We start from the raw sequence: 24,542 nt of genomic DNA, 5'->3' as shown, positions 1-24,542 counted from the left end.
TTGCCGGTGTGCCCCAAGCGGCGATCAGGTGCCGCAGAAGGTTTGCAGTACCCGCTCCGTCGGTTTCGGCGGTTGCCGATAGTCATCGATGTCATCGCGATCCTGGTAAGGGTGGGACAGCGCATCGAGCAGCCGGTGCGTGGGGCCCAAATCATCATCCCGCACCGCCGCGTTCAGGGCTTCCTCCACTTTGTGGTTGCGGGGGATCACCGCTGGATTGTTGTTGCGCATCAGACAGAACGAGGACTTGAGCGGTTTGGCGTTGCGGCTCAAGCGCGCTTGCCAGCGCTGATGCCAGTTTTCGAAGGCTTCGTCCTGATAGATCCCTTCCACCGGCGCGGTTTCGCCGATCAGATCGCGGAAAGTATTGGTGTAATCCGCCTGGCGTCGCTGCATCCAGTCCAGCAGATCCTGAATCAGCGTGGCGTCCACCGGGTCATCTCCGAACAGGCCCAGCTTGGCACGCATCATCGCCAGCCATTTGGCGTCATAGCGTCCGCTGAAGGACCTGATCACGTTGGTGGCTTTTTGCACCGCGGTGTCGGTGTCCGTGTCGATCAGCGGTAACAGGGTTTCAGCGAAGCGGGTCAGGTTCCACTGGGTAATCGCCGGCTGGTTGCCATAGGCGTAACGCCCCTGCTGGTCGATGGAACTGAATACCGTGTCCGGGTGGTACTGGTCCATGAAGGCGCAGGGGCCGTAGTCAATGGTCTCGCCGGAGAGCGTCACGTTATCGGTATTCATCACGCCGTGAATAAAACCGACTCGCATCCAGTGGACGATCAGATCCAGTTGCCGTTCCATTACCGAGTCCAGCAGCGCCAGGGCTTGGTTGTCGCTCTCCCTGAGTTCCGGATAATGGCGCTGCAGCGTGTAGTCCACCAGTGTTTCCAGTAGCTCGGGATCCCGCTGGCCGGCGGCGAACTGGAAGGTGCCCACGCGCAAATGCGAGGCCGCGACGCGGGTCAGGATGGCGCCGGGTAACGCGGTTTCGCGGTATACCGGCTCTCCGGTGGCAACCACCGCGAGGCTGCGGGTAGTGGCAATGCCGAGAGCGTGCATTGCTTCGCTGATCAGATATTCCCGCAGCATTGGCCCGAGAGCGGCACGCCCGTCGCCACCACGGGAGAAGGGCGTCCGGCCGGCGCCTTTGAGTTGGATGTCGCGACGCTGGCCATCGGGAGTAAGCTGCTCGCCGAGCAGGATGGCGCGGCCATCGCCGAGCATGTTCGGGTAGCCGAATTGGTGGCCGGCGTAAGCCTGGGCGATTGGCTCGCTGCCTTCGGCCAGAGTATTGCCCGCCAGCAGAGCGGCGCCGTCCGGACTGTCCAGAGTGGAGGCGTCCAGGCCCAACTGCCCGGCCAGCGCGGTGTTGAACAGGACCCCAACAGGGGCGGCCACCGGTGTCGGTTCACAGCGGGCGAACAGGCGCTCGGGCAGGCGGGCGTAGCCGTTGTCAAAATGGAAGCCGTGAGGACTGCTCATCGAATACTCCAGTCGGGAACTCCGGTGCGGGTTCTGACAGAGTAACAGACTGCGGCGGAGGAAAAGAGGCATGACCAAGTGGTCGAAAAGAGCGAATACCGGACTATCGCAATGCGCCGGCTTCCATGAAAAGATTAATGAATCCGGCCGGGGAGGTCCGTTTGACGTTCCTGCATGGGCCGATAATAACAAAATGGGGCTCTCCTTTTCAGGGACGGCCCTCCATGGGGTATTCCCCGGGAGTAGCGGAACATGAACAAAAAACCTCTATATCTGTTCTTCGTCATTTTCGCGCTGATGTTTTTCGCCAGCATGGCGCTGATGCTGTTCGCCGACCGTACTCTCTATCTGGCGCCGATCATCGGACTGGCGGGTATGATCTGGGCATTGTTACGCCTGCGCGGCGTGACCCGGATCGGTGGCATCACTATCGGCCGCAACGATTGATATCGTGGCCTCAAAAATCGCTGGGAGGCTTTGCTGTCCCACAATTCGCTTGCAGGCAAGCTCCCACAGCGGCTTCGTGATCTGGTCTGTGGGAAGTTGGCCAGGAGCCGTTTTTGACGTCGCTTGCGACGTCCCGGAGGGTGGCCGCCATGGACGGCAGGCCACAAAGAATCGTCGGGAACGATTTTTGACGTCGCTTGCGACGTCCCGGAGGGTGGCCGCCATGGACGGCAGGCCACAAAGAATCGTCGGGAACGATTTTTGACGTCGCTTGCGACGTCCCGGAGGGTGGCCGCCATGGACGGCAGGCCACAAAAAATCTGATCTAATCGCACCAATCGCTGAATCCCTTGCCTGGCGCCGATGCCGTACTCTGAACACAGTCCGTGTTGGGAGTGATCCATGTCATTCGTTGCTTATGTTACTCATGGTGGTGGCCCGCTGCCGTTGCTCGGCGATCCGGGGCACCGGGAACTGATCGCGTCGTTGCGTGAACTGGCCGGGGCGGCGCCGCGTCCCCAGGCGATCCTGTTGATCAGCGCTCATTGGGAGGCGCCGGTAGCGTCGTTTACCGGTGGTGCCCATCCACCACTGATCTACGACTATTACGGCTTTGCCGAGCCCGCCTACCACCTGCAATACCCTGCTCCCGGCGATCCGGCCCTGGCGGCCCGTGCCGCCAGCCTGCTGCACGAGGCGGGTATCGAGGCACGGGTGGATAGTGAGCGTGGCTTCGACCATGGCCTGTTCGTGCCGTTGTCGCTGATGTATCCGGAGGCGGATGTGCCGGTGGTGGAAATGTCGCTGTTGGATTCCCTGGACGCCGGGGCGCACTGGCGCCTGGGACGTGCTCTGGCGCCGCTGGTGGCCCGGGGCGTGGCGGTGATCGGCTCCGGCTCCTCGTTCCATAACATGGCGGTGTTGATGGGGCGTGGCGATCCGCCGGGGGCATTGAATGCCAACCGGGATTTCGAGCAGTGGCTGTGGCGGACCTGTCAGAACGGAGACTGGGATGAGGAAGAGCGGGGAAAACGGTTGTGTGCCTGGCGTCAGGCTCCCGGTGGAACGTTCAGTCACCCGCGCGAGGAGCATCTGCTCCCGGCACTGGTGTGCGCCGGCGCCGCCGGCAAGCCGGCGGACCGGGTGTTCTCGGGACGCATGGGCGAGATGAGCGTCAGTTCCCTGCTGTGGCAGCCAGGGAACTGATCGGACTCAAAGCATGACGCCGATGGCCAGTACGCCGAAGAAACCGACGGTGTAGGCGACGAACAGATAGCCGGCGTAGCGCAGGTAGCTGGCGAAGGTCAGCTCCTCGACCTTGCTCATGGCGACCACTCCGGCGGCGGAACCGATGATCAGCAGAGAGCCGCCCACGCCCACGGAGTAGGTCAGGGTCAGCCATTGCGGCAAGGTCATCTCGATACCGGATTTCAGCAGGGCGGCGGTCAACGGCACGTTGTCGAACAGCGCGGAGACCATGCCCACCACGTAGTTGGCGGCGAGGGTCGGCATGATGTCGTACAGTTTCGGGAAATAGGCAAGGATGCCCAGTTCCTTGAGCATGCCCACCAGCAGCAGCACACCGAGGAAGAACAGCAGAGTGTCGAACTCGATCTTGCGGATGTAATCGAGGACCGGCTCGTCCTTGTTCATGAACTGCACCACCATGAACATCAGTGACAGCCCGAACAGGAAGGTCAGCACCGGCGGAATACCAAAGGCCACGTTGGCGCCGATGGTGGTCAGGATGGTCATGAAGAACAGTGCCGCCACCGCTTTGTCGCCGTGACCGAAGGTGATGTCCCGTTTTTCCAGCTCCAGGTCGCCCTTGAGCCCCAGGGAGAGCATGAACGCCAGACTCATGACCGCGACGAAGGCCGGCAGACTCAGTACCAGCAGATCGACGATCTCCACCTTGTCGGCGAGGAAGATCATCAGCGTGGTAACGTCACCGGTGATCAGCGCGGTTCCGCCGGCGTTGACCGAGAACACCACCAGCACCACATAGCGCAGCAACTTCTTAGCCGGCAGCCGCAGGTTCATCAACACCGCGATGCACACCAGAGTAGCGGTGATGTTGTCGGCCATGGAGGAGAACAGGAAGGCGAACAGCCCGGTCATGATCATCAGCTTGCGCTCGGACATGCGCGAGGGCATCAGCTTGTTGACGATGCCGTCGATAATGCCTTTCCCGGACAGGTAAGCGACAAACGTCATCGCCGCCATCAGGAACAGCCACAGGGTGGCAATATCGAGGAGCTGGTCGTTCAACTGCTCCATCAGGGCGTCATGGGAGAGATGAGAGGGCGGGGCAATAAAGAACAGAACCCAAACCAGGGATCCGAAAAACAGAGTGGTCTTGGCCTTGTCGATGTGAACCACGTCTTCGACGACGATGGACAGGAAGCCGAGAGCCACCAGGATAAGTAGCAATGCGGTCATAGGGGACTTCCAAGGCAGGAATCAGCGGGGCGGATTCTAGCGCTTTTGGGTCAAGCATGCGACCTTTTGGCCAAGGCCGTGGTGCGGGCCTGGACTGTCCTCATCCGCCGGGGGGAAATCGGCGTGTTCAGGCCAACGGATGCCCGCTCTCACACAACCGGTGGTCGCGCAGAACCTCGATGATCCGGCACTGTCCCACCTCGCCGCCGCCGCATTCGCCGATCATCCGGTCCAGCTCCCGGCGTAACGTCATCAGTGACTCGATGCGGGCGGTGACCGCGTCCCGGTGGCGGCGGGCCAGGGCATCCACGGCGGAACAATCCCGATGCTCATCGTCGGACAGTGACAGCAACTCGCGGATATCATCAATGGTGAAACCGAGCGACCGGGCGTGGCGGATGAAATGCAGCCGGTCCCGGTGCCGCTGCGTGTAGCGTCGCTGGTTACCGGCGCTGCGGGCCGGTGCGGGCATCAGCCCGATCTGTTCGTAGTAACGGATGGTTTCCGCCTTGCAGCCGGTGTCCCGGGCCAAATCGCCGATGGAAAACATACTGTCTCCTCTTGAAGCTGTAGCCACTACAGGTATTCAAATAGGGGGACATCGCAGCCGTCAAGGACGGAACCGCAAGAATCGCGGTCTTGTAGCCCCGCCGGGGGATAACATGACCGCCACAAGCCAGAGGAGACGCGGATGCACGCGCACCATGGTCACGAACACGGCCACTCACACCAGGCGCCGGCCAGTTTCGGCAAGGCATTCGTCATTGCCATTTCACTGAACGTGGGCTTCACCGTGGTGGAGTTCATCTACGGGTTTCTGGCGCAATCCTCCGCGCTGATGGCGGACGCCGGCCACAATTTGTCCGATGTGCTGGGCCTGGTGGTGGCTTGGGTGGGCATGTTGCTGGCCCGCAAGATACCGGATCAGCGGTTTACCTACGGCCTGCGCGGCAGCTCGATTCTGGCCGCCCTGGCCAATGCCATGTTCCTGATGATCGCCTGTGGCGCCATCAGTTGGGATGCCATTCGTCGTCTTGCTGATCCGCCGGAAGTGTCGTCGATGACGGTGATCGTGGTCGCCGCCATCGGTATTCTGATCAACGCCGCTTCGGCCTGGTTGTTCGTCAAGGGCAGCAAGGGCGATCTCAATATTCGCGGCGCGTTTCTCCATTTGGTGGCGGATGCGGCGGTGTCCCTGGGCGTGGTGATCGCCGGCGTGGCGATCCTGATGACCGACTGGAACTGGCTGGATCCGGTGGTCAGCCTGCTGATCGTGGTGGTGATCGTGATCGGTACCTGGGGGCTGCTCAGGGAGTCGCTGAAACTGGCGTTGAACGCGGTGCCGGCGCACATCGATTTGAATGAAGTGGAGGCCTGGCTGCGCGATCAGCCCGGAGTGCTGGATATTCACGATCTGCACGTGTGGGGCATGAGCACCACGGAAAGCGCTCTCACCGCCCATCTGGTGATGCCCGGCGGTGCCGATGATGCCTTTGTCGATGGCGTGGCCGATGAATTGCACCATCGTTTCGGTATTGAGCACACGACGTTGCAGGTGGAGCGCGGCGACAGTGAGCACGTCTGCGTGCTGCATCGCTGACAGGGGGCGGTTTCATGGCATGTTGCGAACCGGAATTGAAAGCGGAGGCCCCGCCGGCTTACCGCCGCGTACTGATAGCGGTGCTGCTGATCAATATCACCCTGTTTCTGGTGGAAGCGCTGGTGGGGTGGTTCTCCGGTTCCCGGGCATTACGCGCCGACGCGCTGGATTTCCTTGGTGACAGCGCGACTTATGCTTTGACGTTGTGGGCACTGGGGCAGTCTCTGGCCTGGCGGTTGCGGGCGGCGCGGATCAAGGGGGCGTCGTTATTATTGCTGGGGTTACTGGTGCTGGCGGACAGTCTGCTGGCGATGACCAATGGCGCACCGCCGCCGGGGCACACCATGACCGGCATCGGCTTGCTGGCGCTGGCGGCCAACCTGACCAGTCTGGTGTTGTTGATGCGCTATCGCCAGGGAGACGCCAATATCCGTTCGGTATGGTTGTGTTCCCGCAATGACGCCATCGCCAATGTGGCGGTGATCGGCGCCGGTCTGGCGGTAATGGCCAGTGGCAGCCGCTGGCCGGATCTGGCGGTGGCGGTGGCGATCGCCGCGTTGTTTTGTCACAGCGCCATGGCGATCCTGCGTCAGGCCAACGCCGAGGGCCGGGGAGAAGGCAGCGGTTGTTCCTCGTGCTAGCCGGGGCCGGTATGTATGCTACCGGCACGGTTGGAACAGAGGGCGTCATGGAATTCAAACCCGAGGATCTCAAAGCGGTGTGCCAACGCACCATGCCGTTTGGTAAATACCAGAATTGTCCGGTCATCGATCTGCCGGAACCCTACTTGCTGTGGTTCGCCGACAAAGGCTTTCCCAAGGGCGAGCTGGGGCGGCTGATGGCCCTGGCGATGATCATCAAGGTGGAGGGCCTGGCCGAACTGGTGGCGCCGTTCCGGGGTGCCGGGCCGGGAGTGGTATCATAGTCGTCCCGAATCCGGAGAGCGTTATGAGCAAGGCACTGGTCGTCATGGCCCATGGCAGCCGCGCCGCGGCGGCCAACGATGAATTCCGCTCCCAGGTGGAACAACTGGCACGACGTTGCCCCGGGTTCGTGGCCGTGGTGCCTTGCTTCCTGGAGTTGGCGAGCCCGTCACTGAATGAAGCGATTCAGCAACTTGCCCACCAGCCGGTGGAACAGGTCTTCGTTTATCCGATGTTCTTCAATGGCGGCAAACATGTTGCCCGGGACATTCCCGCCCAAGTGCGCGAGGCGCGGGAGCGCTATCCCGAACTAAAGATCGAACTGCTGGAATATCTCGGTAGCACCCCGGATCTGGCGGACCTCATGGCCCGCCATGTGGGAGAGCAAACGGCTTCGTAGTCTTCTCTGAATTAACGAAGATCGGATCACAAGCCATATTGGCTTACATCTACCTTGGAATAGACTTCCTCCCAGTACCGATCCGCCAGGGCTTCGGCGCTGTCGATGTCCTCACCGGATCCTCCCAGCGTTCCAGAACCGGCCGGAATTCCGGCGCTGGCAACGGGAGAAGAGGCGGGTCTTGCGTGAACTGGCTGCCGGTTCGGATCAGAAGGTATGGGCGATGACCATGCCGCCCCACAGCAGGTGGCGGTCTCCGGGGCCGTCCTTCAGCTCGGAGCTCTGCGCGCGCAGCACATAACTGAGGCGCCAGCCGTTGTGCCAGGCCAGGGTATAGCCGAGCCAGGCTTCGCCCACCAGATGACGCACTTCATCATGGTCATAGCTAAGATCGCTGTCACGGAACTGGCCTTGCAGGAAGGCGTTGTAAGCTCGCGCGGCGGTACCGATGCCACCCCATACATAGTGCTCCTGAACGCCACCGGGCGGATTGGCGTAGCTGGCGCCTTCGCCGTAGCGGGCCAGTTCCGGGTTGAACCGCCACCAGGGACTGTGTAGCCGGCCGGCGCGGAAGCTGAGGCTCCAGCGCGCCTCGGTCAGATAGCCGACCGATCCTTGCAGCGTGCTTTTCACTTCCAGATTGGGGCGGCCTGGTGTCAGGTACTTTTGCCGGGCCACGGTGTAGCGGGCGGTGGGTTCGCCGCCGTCGCTGATCTGATGATCCCAACCCCGCGCCCGGTTGCTGCCGGTGATTCGATGCACGGTGTTCTGCGCCTCGCCCACCAGTGGCAGGCCGAGGGCGCCGAGGGTGAAGCTGGTGTGCCAGGCCAGGTCGCGGGCACGGTCGATCTGCTCCCGGTGGGAAGACAAATACACCAGGCTGGCGTAGGGGCGATCACCGGGCAGCAGGTCCTTTATCTTGACCTCTTCCGGAGTGAACGCCTGCATGCCGAACTCAATGCTGTGGCCGTCGATGCCTTCCGGTGATCGATCGTCCACCCCCACCAGCCGGTCCAGCCACCCCAGCGGCCGGTCCAGGGAGAACCAGGCATCGGCGGCCCGGGCGCCGGTATAGGAAAAGCTCAGCCCGTAGGTGTAGTCCTGATCCCGGGAGCCGGGCACCAGAATGTCGTTGTCCAGTGCCACCGACCAGGACGCGGCCGGGCGCTCCTGTTTGGGTTGCGGACGCGGGCGGCGTGGACGTTGTTCTTCGCCAGGCAACATGGCCAGGCGCGGCTCGCTATCAAGACCGGGCACGGACACGGCGGGTTTGGCGTGGGCGGCGGCGGTCAGCAGAGCAAGGCTGGACGCGGCGATAAGCAATAGAAGGCCTCGCCGCGTTGAAGGCAACACGGTCATGGCGTCGTTTCTCCAGGGTTCATGGCCGGACGATGCCGGCGACGGGCACTATAGGCGCTGGCCTGATACGGGCGGTAGAACGGATCCGGAAGATCATTGCCCGATTCTGCGCAGCACCATGCTCACTTCGGCAACGGAGTATGGTTACCGGGATGGCTATAAGATGGGGGCGGACAAGGATAAGAAAAATAGAAAAAACCCGACCGGTATGATCGGGTTTCTTAATCGATGCGCGCCCTCTTGGGAAAAAACCGGAAAGGAGGGCGTGTCGAACGGAGGTTAACGCAGGCGATAAGTGAGTGTGGCCATGACGCTGCGTTCGGCGCCCATGTAGCAGTAATCGAGGGAATAGCAGGACGCCACGTATTCCTTGTCCGTCAGGTTGTTGACGTTGACGCGCAGATCCATGCCGTGCAGGCCGATACGGCTAAGGTCGTAGCCCAGGGAAGCATCGAACAGGGTGTAGGAAGGCACCGTTCGAGTATTGGTGCGATCCGCCACGATGTCGGTGACGACCCGGGCGCCCAGCCCCACATCAAGACTTTCCAAAGCGCCGTCGTTGAAGCGGTATTGCCCCCACAAAGCAGCCTGGTGACGCGGTGCCTGGTTGACCCGGTTGCCCTCAATGTCCTGTTCCGCGTCCTGGTAGCGGATGTCCGTATAGGTGTAGCTGGCCTGCAGTGCCAGTTGGTCGGTGACCATGGTCTGGGCTTCCAGCTCCACGCCGCGGGAACGGATCTGGCCGATGGGCAGATAGATCGCCTCCTGCGGTTCGCGAATGGCGACGTTTTCCTGGTCGATATGGAACAGCGACAGGGTATAGATCCCGCGCCCGTCACGCGGCTGGTATTTCACCCCGGTTTCATACTGGGTGCCTTCGGTGGGTTTGAGCGGATTACCGTCTTCGTCGGTGTAGACGCTGGGATTGAACGACTCCGAATAACTGGCATAGGGTGCCAAGCCGTTGTCGAACAGATAGAGCACACCGGCACGGCCACTGAAACGGCTGCGGTTCTGACTGGAGCGGGCTCCGCTGGCGACATCCACATTGGCGGTCCGCACCCAGTCCTGACGGCCGCCCAGTGAGAAGCGCCAGTTATCGAGACTCATGGTGTCCTGCAAGTAAATACCGGTCTGGATCAACTTGCGGTCGTTGTCGGATGGGACGAAGTCCGCCACCGGCCCCGCGCCATAGACCGGATCGAAGGCGTCGATGGGCGGGAAAGCGCCACTCAGCCAGAGCGCGTCCACGTCACGGTGCTGGTAGTCGAAACCCAGCAGCACGGTATGGCGCAGCCCCCATTTATCGAAGTCCGCCTGCAACTGTGTATCCACGGCATGGGCACTGAGGTGCTCGTCGGCGCCGGAGAAATAGCGGTTCAACTCATTGCTGTCGCCGACCCAGCCATAGGCGTAGACCTGCTGCAATTGCACGTCGCTTTCCAGATAGCGGTAGTTCTGCCGGAACCGGAAGGTATCGTTGATCACGTGTTCCAGGCGGTAGCCGATCATTTTCTGGGTACGCTCATACTGTTCATAGCCCGGCTCACCTTCGAAGAAATGCCGGGAAACATAGCGCCCGTTGTGGCGGTACAGGGTGCCTTCCGCCGGCAGGCCGCTGTGACTGCCGCCTTCCGGGTCATCCTGGTAATAGGCCATCAGATCCAGAGTGGTGCGGTCGCTCAGATCAATGGTGAACGATGGCGCGATGGCGTGGCGCTTCTGTTCCACGTGATCAAACTGGGTATCGCCGCCTTCGGTGAGGCCGATGATGCGGTAAGCGGCACGGTCGCCGAGCGGTCCGGCGAAGTCGAAAGCGGCGCCGAGGTAATCGTTGCTGCCGGCACGGAACTGGATTTCCTGACGCGTCTCGAACAGCGGTTGCTTGCTGGTCAGGTTCACCAGGCCGCCGGGCGAGGCGCGGCCGTACAGCACCGAGGACGGGCCTTTGACCACTTCCACCCGCTCCAGGAAGTACGGGTCGACCTGGATCGAATTGAAGGTCCCCGGATCGCCCATGGTCTTGAGGCCGTCCAGGTAGATGTTGTCGATGCTGTCGTCGGAAAAGCCGCGCATCACCACATAGTCGTAGCGCTTGGAAGCGCCGATCTGATCAGTGAACACGCCGGGCGTATAGCGCAGGGCCTGTTGCACGGTTTCCGAGCCCTGGGACTCGATCTGTTCGCGGCGCACCACGGAGATGGACTGCGCTGTTTCCAACGTGGGCTGGTCGATCTTGGTGGCGGCCTGGGCGGTCACCGCCACCGGAGCCAGCACGTTGGACCGGGCCGGGGACTGGGCCCGGGAACTTTGGGCCGGGGCCGGTTCCAGGGTGTAGCTGCCGTCCTCGTTGCGCCGGTAGCGCAGGCCGCTGCCGGCCAGCAACTGGTCCAGCGCCGCCGTGGTGGAGTAATCGCCGCGCAGGGCCGGGCTTTGTTTGCCCCGGATCAGGGCGGTGTCGTAGATCAGCGTGACACCGGTGGCGTCGGCCAGATCCAGCAGTGCCTGATCCAGGGACTGGGCGGGCAGGTTCAACGATGCCGCCTGGGCGGCGGAAGTCAGAATGACCGCGCCGAACAGGGCGGCACGCAAGGGGTTCAGACTCATGGGCGGTTCGGTTTCCTGTGCTGTGGCAATTCTGCGAATGAAAATGATTTAGATTGCACTGCCGGAGAAGACGAAGCCGATCCGGATTTCTGAACCCGGGAGGGGAAATTTTTTCTTCATCGTGATTCAGAGGGGGCACCCTCCATTGAAGACATAAATGCGGAGGCCCGCGCTACAAGCTCCCACAGTGGCCTTGTGGCGCGGTTGGCGGAACCTGATCTGGTGTCAGCGCAGAATGATCAGACCTGGCAGCCGGTACTGGTGGATCGAAAGGCTGGCGGCGAGCGCGGTGAGCATGGCTGCCGGATCCCCGGTGTCGAAGACACCGCTGACCCGCCGGTGGCGGGCGTCGCCGAGTACCCAGATCGGGGTGTCCTGGTAGCGCTCCAGACGGCGGACCACCTCCTCCAGGGGAAGATCGCGCACGATCAGACGCCCGCGTGTCCAGGCCTCGGCCCATGCCGCGTCGACGCTGACCGGATCCTGCAGCCCGCCATCTTTCCAGCGTACCGCCTGACCAGGGTTGAGGGTTTCCCGGTGCCGTCGATCGCTGGCCAGTACCTGTCCCTCGATGACGGTGAGCAGGACGTCATCACCCTCGCGGGCGACATTGAAGCGGGTCCCGGTGACGCGAATACGGGCATCCCCGGCCTGGACGGTGAATGGCCGCTGGCGATCCGCGGCCACCTGGAACAGGGCTTCGCCGCGCAGCAGCTCTATGCGGCGGCTGACGTCATCCAGGTGCCAATTGGCGGCGCTGTTGCCATTAAGAACCAGGTGGCTGCCGTCGGCCAGGTCACGGGAAAGCTGTTCGCCGGCGGCGGTGCGCAGGTCCGCCCGCCACAGCCGCCATGGGGACTGACCCAGGAACACCAGAGCCAGCACCACGGCGGCGGCCAGCGCCAGCGGCAGGAGCCGCCGCTGGCGCCGTGGCGCGGCCATTTCCGCCCCGTTATCGAGGGATACGCCGTCGAGGGAGAGGGCGCCCAGGTGTCGCCACAAGGTTTGCGCGCGCTGGTAGGCCGCTTCGTGGGCCGGGCTGCGCCGGCGCCAGCGGTCCAGGTCCTGGTGATCCTGTTCCCGGGCCCGGCCGGAATGCAGGTGCGCGAGCCAGCGGTTGGCTTCCTGATCCAACGGTGGAGGGCGGTGTTCCTGCATTGGGCTCATCCTTGTGCTTCCCAGGCCAGGCGCGCCTGACAATGGTTGAGGGCGCGCAGAATATACTTGCCGACCATCCGTTCGGATACCCCGAGCCGGCCGGCGATCTCCTTTTGCGTGAGCCCTTCCAGCCGATTCCAGAGCAGGGCCTGGCGCACATGATGGGGTAATTCGCCGAGCGCTTCACGCAGGCTGTCGAGCACCTGGGCGTCGCTGGCGGCGGTCTCCGGGTCCGGGGCGGGGCTTTCCAGGTCCTCGGCGGCCTCCTGCAGGGTGATGGCGGTGGGTTGGCCGTTTTGCTGGCGCAGGTGATCGATGAGCAGGTTGCGGGCGATGCGGAACAGGAAGGCGCGGGGGTTGTCCAGTGCTTGGTGGCGTGGCACCCGCCGCAGGCGCAGATACACCTCCTGGCATAACTCGGCGGCCAGTTCCGGTGATTGCAGACGCCGGTTCAGATAGCCGGTGAGTTCCGCCGCATGCTGCTGGAACAGATGGTCGCGGGGATCCGCTTGCATGGAGGTCCGCCCGGATTACGTTAAATGATAATGATTCCGAATCAGGGCGCAATTATGCCGATATCCCCTCCCGGGCGCCAGCGGCACCCGAGCAGAGAAGAGCGGAGAGTGGAGAACATCAACGAGGGGCGTGATAGGTGCGGGAGCGCTGGCCGGGCTTGCTGAACACCCATTGCCACAGCTGAATGTGGCGGGCGCGGAAGCCGCCGGCGCAGACATTCAGGTAATAGTGCCACATGCGGAAGAAGCGATCGTCGTAGCGGTCCTTGAGCTGATCCCAGTTGGCCTGGAAGTTGGCGTCCCAGGCTTTCAGGGTCTTGGCGTAGTCGGGGCCGAAGTTCTGTATATCCTCCACCACATAGAAGGGCTCGGCGGCGCGGGCGATCTGTTTGATCGAGGGCAGCTCACCGTTGGGGAAAATATACTTGTCGATCCAGGCATCATGGGCGGCGCTGCTGAGGTTGTTGCCAATGGTATGCAGCAGCATCAGGCCGCGGTCCTTGAGCAGGTTGGCGGCGGTTTTCATGAAGGTGTGATAGTTGCGGCGTCCGACGTGCTCGAACATACCCACCGACACCACCCGATCGTAGTGCCCGGTGACGGTGCGGTAATCCTTGAGCATGATCTCAACCGGCAGTTCCTTGCAGCGCTCGCGGGCTAGGTCCGCCTGTTCGCTGGAGACGGTGACGCCATGGGCGCGCACGCCGTAATGGCGGGTGGCGTGCTCCACCAGTGAACCCCAGCCGCAACCGATGTCGAGCAGGGTCATGCCCGGTTCCAGCTCCAGCTTGCGGCAGATCAGATCAAGTTTGGCCTGCTGGGCTTCGTGCAGGGTGGCTGCGTCCTTCCAGTAGCCGCAACTGTAGGCCATGGTCGGATCCAGCATCAGCTGAAACAGATGGTTGTCCAGATCGTAGTGTTTCTCCGCCACTTGCCGGGAGCGGCGCAGGCTTTGCCGGTTGCGTAGCGCATAGCCCGCCAGCTGTACCGCCACCATCCAGCGCGGCTGACTGATGCCGTCGGCGCCGGCGCGCAGGATGCGGGTGATGAATTCATCAATGGCGTCACAGTCCCACCAGCCGTCCATGTACGATTCGCCAAGCCCGAGGGAACGTTGCGCGGCGAATCGGGACAAAGTATCGGGATGGTGAAGATGCAGATCCCAGGGACGCCGGCCATTGATCTGAATGTCGGCGTTGGCGAGGATCTCGGAAATCATCGCGTCGATGGAGCGGGAACCGGTGTGGGTGGTGTCGTCCCGGCTGCGTGAACCTAACATACAGTGCCTCCCTTCGGGTGATGAACTGCATGGGTCACGGGCTGCAGCTTGGCTGCCCATTGCCCTGATTATTGTGCGACGATGAAGCGTGTTTCCCTGCCGGATGTCACCGTCATCCGGGAACGGCGGATGCAGTACTACACGGCTCCGGCCTCCCCGGGGTCGTGCCAATCGTCGATTGGCGGTGGCCTCTCCCTGTGCCATGGCGCAATAATCCGATTCTTCGCACGGGCGGATTAAACGCGCGTTCCCCATTCTTTGACGGTCTGATCACGGGTGCAAGCCCTTCGTTATCGCTTCGCTGTTTGAGTGCCTGATTTTTTTCAAATTAATTCATGGGGTTATCGCCGTTATGTATCAAAACTATGGGATTCATAGGCGTGGCCGTCCGAGCCGGAAAAGGCAAGAGAGGAAGGAAAAGCAATGGATTCTCTGACTCAGGCGGTCCTGGGGGGAGCCTTGGGCGGCGCCGTTTTGGGGCGCCGTTTCCCGCGTGGCGCGATCCTCGGCGGGGCGCTTCTGGCGACCTTGCCGGATCTGGATGTGTTGATCGACTACGGCAGCGCGGTGGCGAATTTTTCCGAGCATCGCGGGTTCAGTCACTCCTTGCTGGTGCTGACGCCTTTTTCGCTGTTACTGGCGATCCTGTTGTCTCGCCGTTGGCGTGATGTGTCGCTGGCGCGCTGGTGGGCGTTCACCGCTCTGGTATTGCTTACCCATCCCCTGCTGGATGCTTTTACCACCTATGGCACCCAATTGTGGTGGCCCCTTGGTGAACCAGTGGCGTTGAGCAGTGTGTTCATTATCGATCCGTTGTACACCCTGCCATTGCTATTGGCGGTGTTGGTGGCGCTGTGGCGGCCGCCGTCGCGGCGGGCGTTGGCGTTGGGGCTGACGCTGTCCAGCGCCTATCTGATCTGGAGTCTGGCCGCCCAGCATTGGATGACACAGCGGGTGCGCGCCGAACTGGCCGGTATCGGCATCACGCCACAGCGGCTGCTGGTGCAGCCCATGCCGTTCTCGACTCTGCTTTGGCGGGCCACCGCACTGACCGACGATCAGCGTTTGGAAATGGTCACCGGTGTATTGGATCAACCCGGCAGCATGACGCTGGAGCGATTTCCTCGTCATCGGGAGCTTGAGGCGGTCGCCGCCGGGCTGCCGGAAGCGCGGCGGCTGGCCTGGTTTACCGGCGGTCTGCTGGATTATCAGCGCGAGCAGGAGCAACTGGTGGTGACGGACGTCCGCCTTGGGGTTCCGGGCGCGCATCCGTTCCGTTTTGTGCTGGCGGCATTTGATGGTCATGACTGGCGGCCATTGCCAAGCACTCGTCTGAGCGACGTCAGAATCCATGATGGAATGTGGTCGACATTGTGGCGGCGCACGTTCGCCATCAAGCCGGTGCTTTGTCTGCGTACCCTGCAACTGGGAGAGGCGCCGACGGATTGCCTGGACACGGCACTATAACGGTTTCAGCGTGGTCATGGCGCGATCCACCAACTGTTGGCAGGCGCGCGGGGTGAGGCCGGTCCAGCGTTTGAACGAGCGGCGGAAATTGGTGTTGTCGTTGAAGCGTAAATAGCGCGCCACCTGCTCACTGTTGTAGCCGTAAAACTGCAAGAGATGCAGAGCGGTATGCTTGCGCGCCCGATCCAGCAGATCCTGAAAGTGAGTGCCGTGGTGTTTGAGTTTGCGTTTTAACGTGGCTGGACTCAGGCCCAACTCCCGCGCGGCGGTATCCAGGGACGGTGGCTCGCGGATACGCTCGATCAGCGTCAGATAGAGTTGGTGAACCAGACTGGTGTCGCATCCCAGGGCCAGCTGTTGTTCGCGGCATTGTTGCTCGGAAACCGCCCGCGCGGTGTGCGAGCCCCTGGGCCAGGGCTGATTCAGATAATGGGCGGGAATCAGCATGGCATCCATTTGCGCTTCGAAGTACAGCTGGGAGCCGAGGTAGACCTGATAGTGCTCCGGATAGTCCGGTTGCGGGTAGCTGAATTGGAAGGTCCACGGCAACGGTCCGCCGCTGAGCCAGCGGGTCACCGAGGCCAGGGCCGACATCATGCTCTCCACCAGAAACCGGTACTCATTCCCCGCGCCACAGCTGTCCAGCCACTGCACGCAACAATATTCGCCGGTACGGATGATGCGGGGCGCCAGTAGTGGTGTGATCAAAGGCTGATAATCCTCCAGCGTGATGAGCGCCTGATCCAGATGGGCGGCGTTGCCGAGCAGCGTGCTGATCGCGCCATAGTGGCCGGGAAGCAGTGTCTGCCCATAGCGGAAGCCGAGCTCGGGATCAGGGTGCAGGCGGCGAATGTTATGCACCAGTTGCAGGTATTGGCGCGGCGACAAACGCGCGTTGGTATTCAGAAGATCTTCGGGAAACAGGCCGGTATGTCTGAGCGCCTTGTGATCGTCCAGCCCCGGTTCGCGCACCATCTCCAGCAACAGCGCCGGGTGATGGTGACAGGGGATGAAACGGTCGTCCCGCTGATAACCGATATGGTGGTGAGAGCCGCCGCGCATGATCAGGCCGCGACGTTCGTCGCCCGCCGCCGGCGGACTTCATCCAGATCCCGGTTGGCGCGTTCCAGCCAGGCCTCGGGGGTGTCCGCGCCGGCTTCGATGACGGCCGTCACCAGCCGTGAATAATGGGTGCCGCCCTGGCCGCTCTTGAAGGCGAAAGCCGCCACCGCCTGCTCCAGTTCCCGCGCCATATCCAGCGCCCGCCTAGCATCGATATCGGTCAGTAACGCCGCGAAACGGTGGCCGGCGTAGCGGCACAGCAGGTCGTTGCGGCGCAGGTTCAGCAACAGTAATTCGGCCACTTCCTGCAGCAGCCGTTGGCCGTCCCGCTCGCCGAGATGACGGCGAGCGGCATCGAAGTCCGGCAATTCCATCATCAACAGAACAGGAGGGGCGGCACAACGGGACGCGAGGGCCAGATGCTCGCGCAGATAACCGGCCCGGGTGAGCGGGGTCAGACGATCAAAATCCCGATGCTCCCGGAACAGCTTTTCCCGCTTGCGCAGTTGATCGCAGATCGCCTGTTGCTCCTTGTGCCAGTGATACAGACCCAGCGTCAGCAGCAACATGCCCACCGGCATGGCTCCGGATTCCAGCCAGTGATCCCAGACTATGGTGGCCGGCAGTTGAATGACCTCGTCCATGACATCCTGCCAGTAGGCCACGAAAATGCCGCTGAGCCCCAGTGCCAAAAGGTTGGTGACACGGCCGGCGGGCCGGCTGTTGAGCATCAGGGCCAGCCAGATCAGAACCAGCAGGGCGGCGCCGCCTTCGCCAGCGATATCCAGCCAGACCACCTCGGCCATCGGTTTCAGGGTGCCGGTCAATGTATTGAGCGCCAGAATCGCCGAGGCGATGGTCAGTAGACCGAACCACTTCCATCGATGCAGTGCGAATCCCCACATCCGTCATTACTCCTTTTTGAACTAGGGCCTGTTCACACTATTTCCACCGCGCCTGCTGGAGCCCTTTTTGCCTCCAGCTAGGCGGAGGGCGCGCGGTTTGGTCATTCCAAATGAGCAACCGACAACGACTCTGGAGGTAAAAAGGGCTCCAGCCCTTCGGGTTGCGGCTAAAACGTCACCACTCCGCGTTACTCGTCGTTCATTTGGAATGACCAAACTTCTCTCCTCGTGCCTGGATTGGTGACGTTTTAGCCGCAACAGGCGCGATGGAAATAGTGTGAACAGGCCCTACCACCCTTCCTACGCCGTGGGCATTGCACCGGCGTGACAGGATCGGTGCCGTCGACGCAGGGGGTCGGATCAGCTCATGGCATCGGTGTTTTCGCCGTGCTGGACCGAGCCTGAGACGGCGTCAATGCCGGTAAATCGTCCGGACGGGAGGGTGTGATCAGCTCAGCGCGGGCCGGAAATGCCGCTCGGAGCCCCGATAGCCAGGGGCCTGACCATGGGGTGTAACGGAAGTGACATGGCCTCTGCCTAGGTTCCGTGCAACGCGGATGACGTTGCTGACTGCCTTGGGGGACCCATGACCCGCTATCAACGGAATACACCTGTTTTGAAACGTACGTTACTGGCCTCGGTGATCGGTGCCCTGGCGCAGGGCGCCGGCGCTGAAGAGAGCGTGGAGAGCCACCGTCTGCAGGCGGTGGAAGTGGTCGGCCAAAGCGCCAGTGTGGAAGAGGCGCTGGCCAGCCAACGCGCGGCCGACAACATCCAGACCACGGTGAGCGCCGATGCCATCGGTCAATTGCCGGATACCAACGTGTCGGAATCACTGCAACGCCTGCCCGGTGTCTCCATCGAACGGGACCAGGGCGAGGGCCGCTTCGTGCGGGTGCGTGGTCTGGCGCCGGACTACAACGCGGTGGATGTGGATGGCGTGCGGATTCCGGCGCCGGAGGCGGGGCGCCGGGCGGTGGCTCTGGATGTGGTGCCGGCGGATCTGTTGGAATCGCTCACCGTGGTGAAGACGCTGACCCCGGACATGGACGCCAATTCCCTCGGCGGGACGGTACAGGTGCGCAGCCTGTCCGCCTTCGACCGCCCGGGCCTTTACTATTCGGTGACCGGAAAGGGCAGTTACAACGAACTGATGGATGAAACCAGCCCGGAATTGTCCGCCGCTTTCAGCAATCGCTTCAGTATCGGCTCCGGTCAGGATAATTTCGGCGTGGCGGCGGCGTTCAGCTGGTCCGAGCGCGACTTCGGTTCCGATAACGTGGAAACCGGTGGCGGCTGGGACTTTGATGACGGTGATGCGCGGCTGGAGGAATTCGAACAGCGGGATTACACCATCACTCGGGAACGGCTCGGTCTGGCGTTGAACTTCGATTACCTGCCCAACGACAACAGCCGCTATTACTTGCGTACCCTGCACAGCCGTTTCCGGGATGAGGAAATCCGTCAGGCCAACGTGTTCGGCTTCGAGGAAGCCATGGCGCCCAACGAAACCGGCGCCGTGGAAGTACAGAAAGAGCTGAAGAACCGCGAGGAAACCCAGAAGATCACCTCGGTGGTGTTCGGCGGTGAGCAACGCTGGAATGACTGGGCCATGGAGTACCGTATCGGTCACAGCCGGGCCAGCGAGGACGAGCCCCGCCATACCGGTGGCGCCGTGTTTGCCGCCGAGTTCGACGATGGTGGCTATTATGGTAGTCGTAAACCCCGCCCGGTTTTCCCGTCCGGTTTTTTCGACGATGCCTTGTATGAGCTGGACGAAGTGGAGGTCGCCCAGAGTGACACCAAGGACCGGCAAACCGACCTGAAGCTGGATTTCACCCGTGATCTGATGTGGAACCAGCACTTCGCCACCCTCAAGTTCGGCGGCAAGGTGGCCCGCCGGGACAAGGAATCGGACGCCGAAACCTGGATCTACGAGCCCGAGGGCAATCTGTCGGATTTTGCCAAGGACGTGGACTATGGGCTGGGTGAGATGGGATCGGGCATCGATACCAGCGTGGACAATCTACTCAGTGGACCTGGCGAGCGGGACGATGAGGCCTCCGCCATCGAGGACTACGACATCTCCGAGGACAGCCGGGCAGCCTATGTGATGGGCACCGTGGATGTGGGGGATCTGCGTGTCCTGGGTGGGGTGCGGTACCAGAGCACCGACTTTTCCGCCCGAGGGTACGGCGTGGAAGATGGCGATATCGTCGCCAATCGCTTCAACGAGGATGAACAGCACTGGCTGCCGGCGCTGCATCTGCGTTACCGGGTGGGGCCGGATACCCAGATCCGGGCGGCGTTCACCCAGAGTGTAGTGCGACCCACCTTCGAGCAATTATCGCCGGGTTATGAAATCGATGGTGACGAGGCCAGTTTCGGCAATCCGGGGCTCAAGTCCCTGGAAGCGGACAACTACGATCTGGGCATCGAGCATTACATGGGGCGCGCCGGCGTGGTCTCCGCCTTCCTGTTCTATAAGGATCTGAAGAATTTCGTTTATCGCACCGATGTGGGCGGCGCCAGCGGTTACGAAATGTACGATGAGGCGGAGACATTTGAAAATGGCGACAGTGCTTCCCTGTACGGTCTGGAGCTGGCCTACTCGAAAACCTTCAGCGGCTTGCCGGCGCCGTTCAATGGCCTGTTGGTCGGTGCCAACGCCACTCTGGTTGATTCCGAGGCGCGCATTCGCGCTTATGACGAGGATGCCGGGGGGTACCGGGATCGCACTATCGCCTTGCCGAGCCAGTCGGACCTTACCGCCAATCTTATGGTGGGGTACGAGACCCGCAAGCTCAGCCTGCGGCTGGCCGCCAACTACACCGGAAACTATCTTCAGGAAGTGCAGGATCCTTTGGACAAGCGCTACGACATTCACGTGGACGATCACGTTCAACTGGATTTCACCGGCCATTATTTCCTGACCGAACAGCTGCAACTGACCTTCGAGGCGATCAACCTGACCGACGAACCCTTCTATGCCTACACCGGCAGGGAACGCTACAACGCGCAGTACGAAGAGTACGGTGCCACCTACAAACTGGGCCTGTCCCTGAAGCATTACTGAGGAGCCGTTGAATGAAACGGATGGGAACGAGAAGACGGTTTGCGATATTGCTTTGTGGTGGTCTGGGATTGGCGGGTTGCGCCGTGGATAGTGTGGCGGAATCCGACTGGCGGAGCTGGGAGCCGGAGCGGCGATTTCAGGATCTTTGGTATGCGCCGGGCACCACGCAGTGGGCGGCGCTGGATCAACGGGGCGGTCTCTGGATCAACGGCGAACGGCAGTCAAGCGCCGCCCAGGGCTATCAGCATCTGGATGGCCGGGTTGTCGCTTCGGGAGATTGGCGCCTGGCGTTGGCGGAGCAGAGCAGCAATGAAGTGCATGTGCTGACCGTCCGCGATGGTCAGGTCATGGCAGGCAATACCATCCCCGCCCCGGACTATGAAGTGGCCGGTCTCTGTCTGTATCAGGACCGGGACGGCCTGTTGTCGGTGTTTTTGCTGGATGAGCGGGGCGGTGCCGACCAGTGGTTGATCAACGAGATGGTGGCGCCGCTGCGCCATCTGGTATTGCCGCCGGAGGTTCAGGCCTGCCGGGTGGACGACGACGATGGCGACCTCTACGTCAGTGAGGAGCGAGTTGGTGTCTGGCGTTATGCCGCCGATGCCGAGCGGGATCCCGAACGCCGGGTGGTGGATATGGTGGCGCCCCGAGGCGGGCTGCGGCTGGGCGCCGCCGGTCTGGCGGTGATTCCGGATGGGCTGGCGGTACTGGACAAGGACGCCGGGACCTTGCACCTGTATCGCGACGGCGAACCGGTGGGAGCGGCGATAACGGTGCCGGCTCAGAAGGAACCGGAAAAACTGGCGGCGCTTTGGCGGAACGGAGAGTTGACTCTGGTGGTATTGGACGACGAAGGAAGTGCCGCTCGGACCATGACGCTGCCCTGGCGGGCGGCGAACCCAACGTTCGGGGACACGGATATGGCGGTGGTGCACGCGGCGGCACAAACCGATCCGGTGGCCCGTTTCGGTGACGCCGCGGATGATCCGGCGATTTGGTTGCACCCGGAAAAACCGGAACATGGCCGTGTGCTCGGTACCGACAAAAAAGCGGGTTTGTACGTTTACGATCTGCTCGGCCGAACCCGGCAGTTTCTGCCCGTGGGGCGGCTCAACAATGTGGACGTGCGCGGTGACTGGGTGGTGGCCAGTAACCGGGATCATGACAGCCTCCAGGTGTTTCGTATCGACACCGAAGGCAACGTCTCCAACGCCGGTGAAATCGAAACCACGCTCAAGGACATTTACGGGGTGTGCCTTTATCAGGCCGGTGCCGATGAGCTGCATGCCATCGCCAACGGCAAGAATGGCGAGTTCGAACAATACCGCCTGGACCTCACCGGCGAGGCGCCCTCGGCGACCCTGGCGCGGCGTTTCCGGGTGGACAGCCAGCCGGAAGGGTGCGTGGCCGATGAAGTGACCGGCCAGTTGTTTGTCGGCGAGGAAGATCAGGCGGTGTGGACTCTGCCCGCCGACCCCGAAGTGCCCGCCACGCTGACCAAGGTCATGGCCGTGGGGGAGAAACTGGTGGCCGATATCGAAGGGCTGGCGATCTACGCCGGCGAGGACCACCGTTACCTGGTGATTTCCAGTCAGGGCAACGACAGCTATGTGGTCCTGGATGCCTTGCCGCCTTATGCCTACCGGGGACGATTCCGTATTGCTTTGGATTCACGGCGTGGCGTGGACGGGGTGTCGGAAACCGATGGTCTGGAAGTGACATCCGCCAACCTGGGAGGCGCTTACGAAGAAGGGCTGCTGGTGGTTCAGGATGGGCGCAACCGGTTGCCGCAGGCGCCGCAGAACTTCAAGTACGTGCCCTGGTCAGCGGTACGTAAGGCGTTGAACCTGACCAGGGAGGCGCGGCCATGAGCGGGGAATGGCGAACCGATCCCGAGGACTGGGAAGCACAGGACGATCATCCGGTGCTCCGGAGTAGCGAGGGCCACTGGCTCAGCCTGACCCGGCGCGGTGTGCTCAAGGGTGGCCTGGGGTTGGCGGCGGTCTTTGTCGGAGGCTGCGCGGTGACCGGTGGCGCGCGGCCACGCATCGGATTCACGCCGCTGCCGGCGCAAACCGATCCCGGCTTTGACGCGGTGCGGGTGCCGGCGGGATATCGCGCGGTGCCTTTCTACAGCTGGGGGGATCCGATTGATGCCGAGGCGCCACGGTGGCGCGCGGACGCCGGTAACGACTGGCGTGATCAACTGCGGCAGGCCGGAGATAACCATGACGGGATGCACTATTTCCCTTTTGCGGATAATCCCAACGGGCACGGCCTGCTGGTGATCAATCATGAAAAAGTGGCGACGGATTTTCTGCATCCACGGGGTGCCACGGTGCTGCATGACGAACAGGGCAGGCCGCGCCGGCCCGGCGAAGAAGTGAACAAAGAACTGGCCGCCCACGGTGTCAGCGTCATCGAGATCGCCAAGGACCGTGACGGCCAGTGGCGGCGAATCATGACGTCTTCCTATAACCGTCGCATCAGCGGTTTGACGCCGATGACACTGAGCGGTCCGGCGGCGGGGTCCGAAGCCATGCGCACCGCCTCGGATCCCACTGGGCGCCGGGTGATTGGCACGTTCGCCAATTGCGCGCTGGGCCACACCCCCTGGGGCACTTATCTGGCCTGTGAGGAAAACTGGCCGAACTACTTCGTCAATCGGGACGCGGAGGATTATCAGCGGCGTCCGCAGCAGGCCCGCTATCGGCTCAGTCAGGGAGAGCGCAGTAACTATTATTTATGGGAAACCGCGCAATCCCGCTTCGATGCCACACCGGACCGTTCCCTGCCTCACCAGGGGGAGGTCAATGAACCAAACCGGTTCGGCTGGGTGGTGGAAATCGATCCCTTCGACCCGGACAGTACGCCGGTGAAGCGTACCGCCATGGGACGGCTGGTGCGCGAATGCGCCACGCCTTCGCTGGCCGATGACGGGCGCATGGCGTTTTACTTCGGGGATGACACCCGCGGTGAGTACATCTACAAATTCGTGCCCCGTGATCGTTACCGCGCGGATGATCCCGCCGCCAACCGGGAGCTGCTTGATCACGGCACTTTGTACGTGGCGGTATTCCATGATGACGGCCGAGGTGAATGGCGGCCCTTACGGCACGGTCAGGGGCCGCTCAACGCCGCCAATGGCTTCCCGGATCAGGCGGCCGTGCTGATCAACGCGCGCGGCGCCGCGGATCTGCTCGGCGCCACCCGCATGGACCGGCCCGAATGGGTGGCGGTGCGGCCCGGCAGCCGCGAGGTTTACGTTACGCTGACCAATAACGATGAGCGCGGTGTCGATGACGGGCAACCGGTGAACGCCGCCAATCCCAGGCCCAGGAACCTGCACGGACAGATTCTGCGCTGGCGGGAACGGGACAATGATCCCGCCGCCACGGTTTTTGATTGGGAGCTGTTTTTATTGGCGGGTTACCCCGCCGGCGGCGAGGCGCCGGCCCATCAGTGGGGTACCATCCAGGGCGACGTGTTCTCTTCGCCGGATGGCCTCTGGTTCGATCCGGCGGGGCGCCTCTGGATCGAAACCGATTACGACGACGAAAGCCCGGACCATCAGGCCATGGGGACCAACCAGTTGTTGTGCGCGGACCCGGACAGCGGCGAGGTGCGTCGTTTTCTGGTCGGGCCACGGGGATGCGAAATCACCGGCATTACCGGTACGCCGGACGGGCGGACCTTGTGGGTCAACGTGCAGCATCCGGGGATCAGCTATCCGGCCAGCGATGGCCATACCCGCCCCCGTTCCACCACGGTGCTGATCACACGCGACGACGGCGGCGAGATCGGCACCTGACCAACA

At 62.4% G+C, this 24,542-nt stretch carries 20 protein-coding genes; 10 read left to right on the top strand and 10 right to left on the bottom strand.

The genetic code is table 11. The features are described 5' to 3' along the window. Window positions 1–24 precede the first annotated feature (24 nt). Window positions 25–1,485, bottom strand: coding sequence for a protein adenylyltransferase SelO (locus RYH70_RS19020; RefSeq protein WP_317009512.1), 1,461 nt, complete (start codon window positions 1,483–1,485; stop codon window positions 25–27). A gap of 252 nt (window positions 1,486–1,737) precedes the next feature. Here RYH70_RS19020 and RYH70_RS19015 point away from each other — a divergent pair, with 252 nt between their 5' ends. After that, window positions 1,738–1,932: a hypothetical protein gene (locus tag RYH70_RS19015; RefSeq protein ID WP_022994856.1), complete on the top strand. Its 195-nt coding sequence runs from the start codon at window positions 1,738–1,740 to the stop codon at window positions 1,930–1,932. 402 nt (window positions 1,933–2,334) lie between these two features. Next, complete coding sequence (locus tag RYH70_RS19010) at window positions 2,335–3,138, top strand: DODA-type extradiol aromatic ring-opening family dioxygenase (protein ID WP_063141031.1); 804 nt, start codon at window positions 2,335–2,337, stop codon at window positions 3,136–3,138. A 6-nt stretch (window positions 3,139–3,144) separates the two neighbouring features. Here the strand turns inward: RYH70_RS19010 and nhaD are convergent, their stop codons facing one another. Both nhaD and RYH70_RS19000 read right to left on the bottom strand, forming a co-directional pair. After that, entirely contained in the window at window positions 3,145–4,374 is a 1,230-nt protein-coding gene (nhaD, locus tag RYH70_RS19005) for a sodium:proton antiporter NhaD (protein ID WP_022994858.1), read from the bottom strand. A 127-nt stretch (window positions 4,375–4,501) separates the two neighbouring features. Next, window positions 4,502–4,924: a MerR family transcriptional regulator gene (locus tag RYH70_RS19000; RefSeq protein ID WP_022994859.1), complete on the bottom strand. Its 423-nt coding sequence runs from the start codon at window positions 4,922–4,924 to the stop codon at window positions 4,502–4,504. A gap of 141 nt (window positions 4,925–5,065) precedes the next feature. Here RYH70_RS19000 and RYH70_RS18995 point away from each other — a divergent pair, with 141 nt between their 5' ends. From RYH70_RS18995 to RYH70_RS18980, 4 genes are read left to right on the top strand one after another with little or no spacing between them, the layout of a single operon-like run. Further along, a complete protein-coding gene (locus tag RYH70_RS18995; protein WP_022994860.1) occupies window positions 5,066–5,974 on the top strand; it encodes a cation diffusion facilitator family transporter in 909 nt (302 codons plus the stop codon). A 14-nt stretch (window positions 5,975–5,988) separates the two neighbouring features. Then, a complete protein-coding gene (locus RYH70_RS18990; RefSeq protein WP_063141029.1) occupies window positions 5,989–6,615 on the top strand; it encodes a cation transporter in 627 nt (208 codons plus the stop codon). 47 nt (window positions 6,616–6,662) lie between these two features. Beyond that, window positions 6,663–6,899 carry a DUF3820 family protein gene (locus tag RYH70_RS18985; protein WP_022994862.1) on the top strand — a complete coding sequence of 79 codons (237 nt, stop codon included), beginning with the start codon at window positions 6,663–6,665 and terminating at the stop codon, window positions 6,897–6,899. A gap of 23 nt (window positions 6,900–6,922) precedes the next feature. Then, window positions 6,923–7,297: a sirohydrochlorin chelatase gene (locus RYH70_RS18980; RefSeq protein ID WP_022994863.1), complete on the top strand. Its 375-nt coding sequence runs from the start codon at window positions 6,923–6,925 to the stop codon at window positions 7,295–7,297. A gap of 207 nt (window positions 7,298–7,504) precedes the next feature. Here the strand turns inward: RYH70_RS18980 and RYH70_RS18975 are convergent, their stop codons facing one another. From RYH70_RS18975 to cfa, 5 genes are all read right to left on the bottom strand, one after another. After that, window positions 7,505–8,656 carry a lipid A deacylase LpxR family protein gene (locus RYH70_RS18975; protein ID WP_317009511.1) on the bottom strand — a complete coding sequence of 384 codons (1,152 nt, stop codon included), beginning with the start codon at window positions 8,654–8,656 and terminating at the stop codon, window positions 7,505–7,507. 279 nt (window positions 8,657–8,935) lie between these two features. After that, window positions 8,936–11,263: a TonB-dependent siderophore receptor gene (locus RYH70_RS18970; protein WP_317009510.1), complete on the bottom strand. Its 2,328-nt coding sequence runs from the start codon at window positions 11,261–11,263 to the stop codon at window positions 8,936–8,938. Between the two features lie 225 nt (window positions 11,264–11,488). After that, on the bottom strand, window positions 11,489–12,421 hold the full coding sequence (locus tag RYH70_RS18965; RefSeq protein WP_317009509.1) for a FecR family protein: 933 nt from the start codon (window positions 12,419–12,421) through the stop codon (window positions 11,489–11,491). Window positions 12,422–12,426: 5 nt separating this feature from the next. Continuing rightward, window positions 12,427–12,936: an RNA polymerase sigma factor gene (locus tag RYH70_RS18960; protein WP_022994868.1), complete on the bottom strand. Its 510-nt coding sequence runs from the start codon at window positions 12,934–12,936 to the stop codon at window positions 12,427–12,429. A 118-nt stretch (window positions 12,937–13,054) separates the two neighbouring features. Then, a complete protein-coding gene (gene cfa, locus RYH70_RS18955; protein WP_022994869.1) occupies window positions 13,055–14,215 on the bottom strand; it encodes a cyclopropane fatty acyl phospholipid synthase in 1,161 nt (386 codons plus the stop codon). A 423-nt stretch (window positions 14,216–14,638) separates the two neighbouring features. Here cfa and RYH70_RS18950 point away from each other — a divergent pair, with 423 nt between their 5' ends. After that, window positions 14,639–15,682: a metal-dependent hydrolase gene (locus RYH70_RS18950; protein ID WP_317009508.1), complete on the top strand. Its 1,044-nt coding sequence runs from the start codon at window positions 14,639–14,641 to the stop codon at window positions 15,680–15,682. On the opposite strand, the gene RYH70_RS18945 is transcribed toward RYH70_RS18950, so the two are convergent. Continuing rightward, window positions 15,677–16,744 (bottom strand): AraC family transcriptional regulator, encoded by a 1,068-nt coding sequence (locus RYH70_RS18945; RefSeq protein ID WP_233917390.1) that lies wholly within the window; start codon window positions 16,742–16,744, stop codon window positions 15,677–15,679. The two genes, RYH70_RS18950 and RYH70_RS18945, sit on opposite strands and share 6 nt — an antisense overlap. 2 nt (window positions 16,745–16,746) lie before the next feature. Further along, window positions 16,747–17,649 carry a GGDEF domain-containing protein gene (locus RYH70_RS18940; RefSeq protein WP_317009507.1) on the bottom strand — a complete coding sequence of 301 codons (903 nt, stop codon included), beginning with the start codon at window positions 17,647–17,649 and terminating at the stop codon, window positions 16,747–16,749. Window positions 17,650–18,265: 616 nt separating this feature from the next. Between RYH70_RS18940 and RYH70_RS18935 the strand changes: the two genes are divergently transcribed. The 3 genes from RYH70_RS18935 to RYH70_RS18925 are packed head-to-tail and all read left to right on the top strand — an operon-like array spanning window position 18,266 to window position 24,536. After that, window positions 18,266–20,725, top strand: a complete 2,460-nt coding sequence (locus RYH70_RS18935) for a TonB-dependent receptor (protein ID WP_233918310.1) — start codon at window positions 18,266–18,268, stop codon at window positions 20,723–20,725. Between the two features lie 11 nt (window positions 20,726–20,736). Beyond that, window positions 20,737–22,596: a phytase gene (locus RYH70_RS18930; RefSeq protein ID WP_317009506.1), complete on the top strand. Its 1,860-nt coding sequence runs from the start codon at window positions 20,737–20,739 to the stop codon at window positions 22,594–22,596. Then, window positions 22,593–24,536, top strand: a complete 1,944-nt coding sequence (locus RYH70_RS18925; RefSeq protein ID WP_317009505.1) for a PhoX family protein — start codon at window positions 22,593–22,595, stop codon at window positions 24,534–24,536. Before RYH70_RS18930 ends, RYH70_RS18925 begins: the two co-directional genes overlap by 4 nt. The last annotated feature ends 6 nt before the right edge of the window (window positions 24,537–24,542 follow it).

Origin of the sequence: Alloalcanivorax xenomutans, assembly GCF_032810065.1 — a bacterium.
GTDB classification, from domain to species: Bacteria; Pseudomonadota; Gammaproteobacteria; order Pseudomonadales; family Alcanivoracaceae; genus Alloalcanivorax; species Alloalcanivorax xenomutans.
This window is presented reverse-complemented; position numbering and strand designations above follow the sequence as displayed.

Coding starts and splice junctions, on each gene's coding strand:
- RYH70_RS18945 (WP_233917390.1), bottom strand. CDS start 16,744: ATGCGCGGCGGCTCTCACCACCATATCGGTTATCAGCGGGACGACCGT.
- RYH70_RS18960 (WP_022994868.1), bottom strand. CDS start 12,936: ATGCAAGCGGATCCCCGCGACCATCTGTTCCAGCAGCATGCGGCGGAA.
- RYH70_RS18950 (WP_317009508.1), top strand. CDS start 14,639: ATGGATTCTCTGACTCAGGCGGTCCTGGGGGGAGCCTTGGGCGGCGCC.
- RYH70_RS19015 (WP_022994856.1), top strand. CDS start 1,738: ATGAACAAAAAACCTCTATATCTGTTCTTCGTCATTTTCGCGCTGATG.
- RYH70_RS19000 (WP_022994859.1), bottom strand. CDS start 4,924: ATGTTTTCCATCGGCGATTTGGCCCGGGACACCGGCTGCAAGGCGGAA.
- cfa (WP_022994869.1), bottom strand. CDS start 14,215: ATGTTAGGTTCACGCAGCCGGGACGACACCACCCACACCGGTTCCCGC.
- RYH70_RS18925 (WP_317009505.1), top strand. CDS start 22,593: ATGAGCGGGGAATGGCGAACCGATCCCGAGGACTGGGAAGCACAGGAC.
- RYH70_RS18970 (WP_317009510.1), bottom strand. CDS start 11,263: ATGAGTCTGAACCCCTTGCGTGCCGCCCTGTTCGGCGCGGTCATTCTG.
- RYH70_RS18990 (WP_063141029.1), top strand. CDS start 5,989: ATGGCATGTTGCGAACCGGAATTGAAAGCGGAGGCCCCGCCGGCTTAC.
- RYH70_RS18930 (WP_317009506.1), top strand. CDS start 20,737: ATGAAACGGATGGGAACGAGAAGACGGTTTGCGATATTGCTTTGTGGT.
- RYH70_RS19010 (WP_063141031.1), top strand. CDS start 2,335: ATGTCATTCGTTGCTTATGTTACTCATGGTGGTGGCCCGCTGCCGTTG.
- RYH70_RS18965 (WP_317009509.1), bottom strand. CDS start 12,421: ATGCAGGAACACCGCCCTCCACCGTTGGATCAGGAAGCCAACCGCTGG.
- RYH70_RS18980 (WP_022994863.1), top strand. CDS start 6,923: ATGAGCAAGGCACTGGTCGTCATGGCCCATGGCAGCCGCGCCGCGGCG.
- RYH70_RS18940 (WP_317009507.1), bottom strand. CDS start 17,649: ATGTGGGGATTCGCACTGCATCGATGGAAGTGGTTCGGTCTACTGACC.
- RYH70_RS18995 (WP_022994860.1), top strand. CDS start 5,066: ATGCACGCGCACCATGGTCACGAACACGGCCACTCACACCAGGCGCCG.
- RYH70_RS19020 (WP_317009512.1), bottom strand. CDS start 1,485: ATGAGCAGTCCTCACGGCTTCCATTTTGACAACGGCTACGCCCGCCTG.
- nhaD (WP_022994858.1), bottom strand. CDS start 4,374: ATGACCGCATTGCTACTTATCCTGGTGGCTCTCGGCTTCCTGTCCATC.
- RYH70_RS18985 (WP_022994862.1), top strand. CDS start 6,663: ATGGAATTCAAACCCGAGGATCTCAAAGCGGTGTGCCAACGCACCATG.
- RYH70_RS18975 (WP_317009511.1), bottom strand. CDS start 8,656: ATGACCGTGTTGCCTTCAACGCGGCGAGGCCTTCTATTGCTTATCGCC.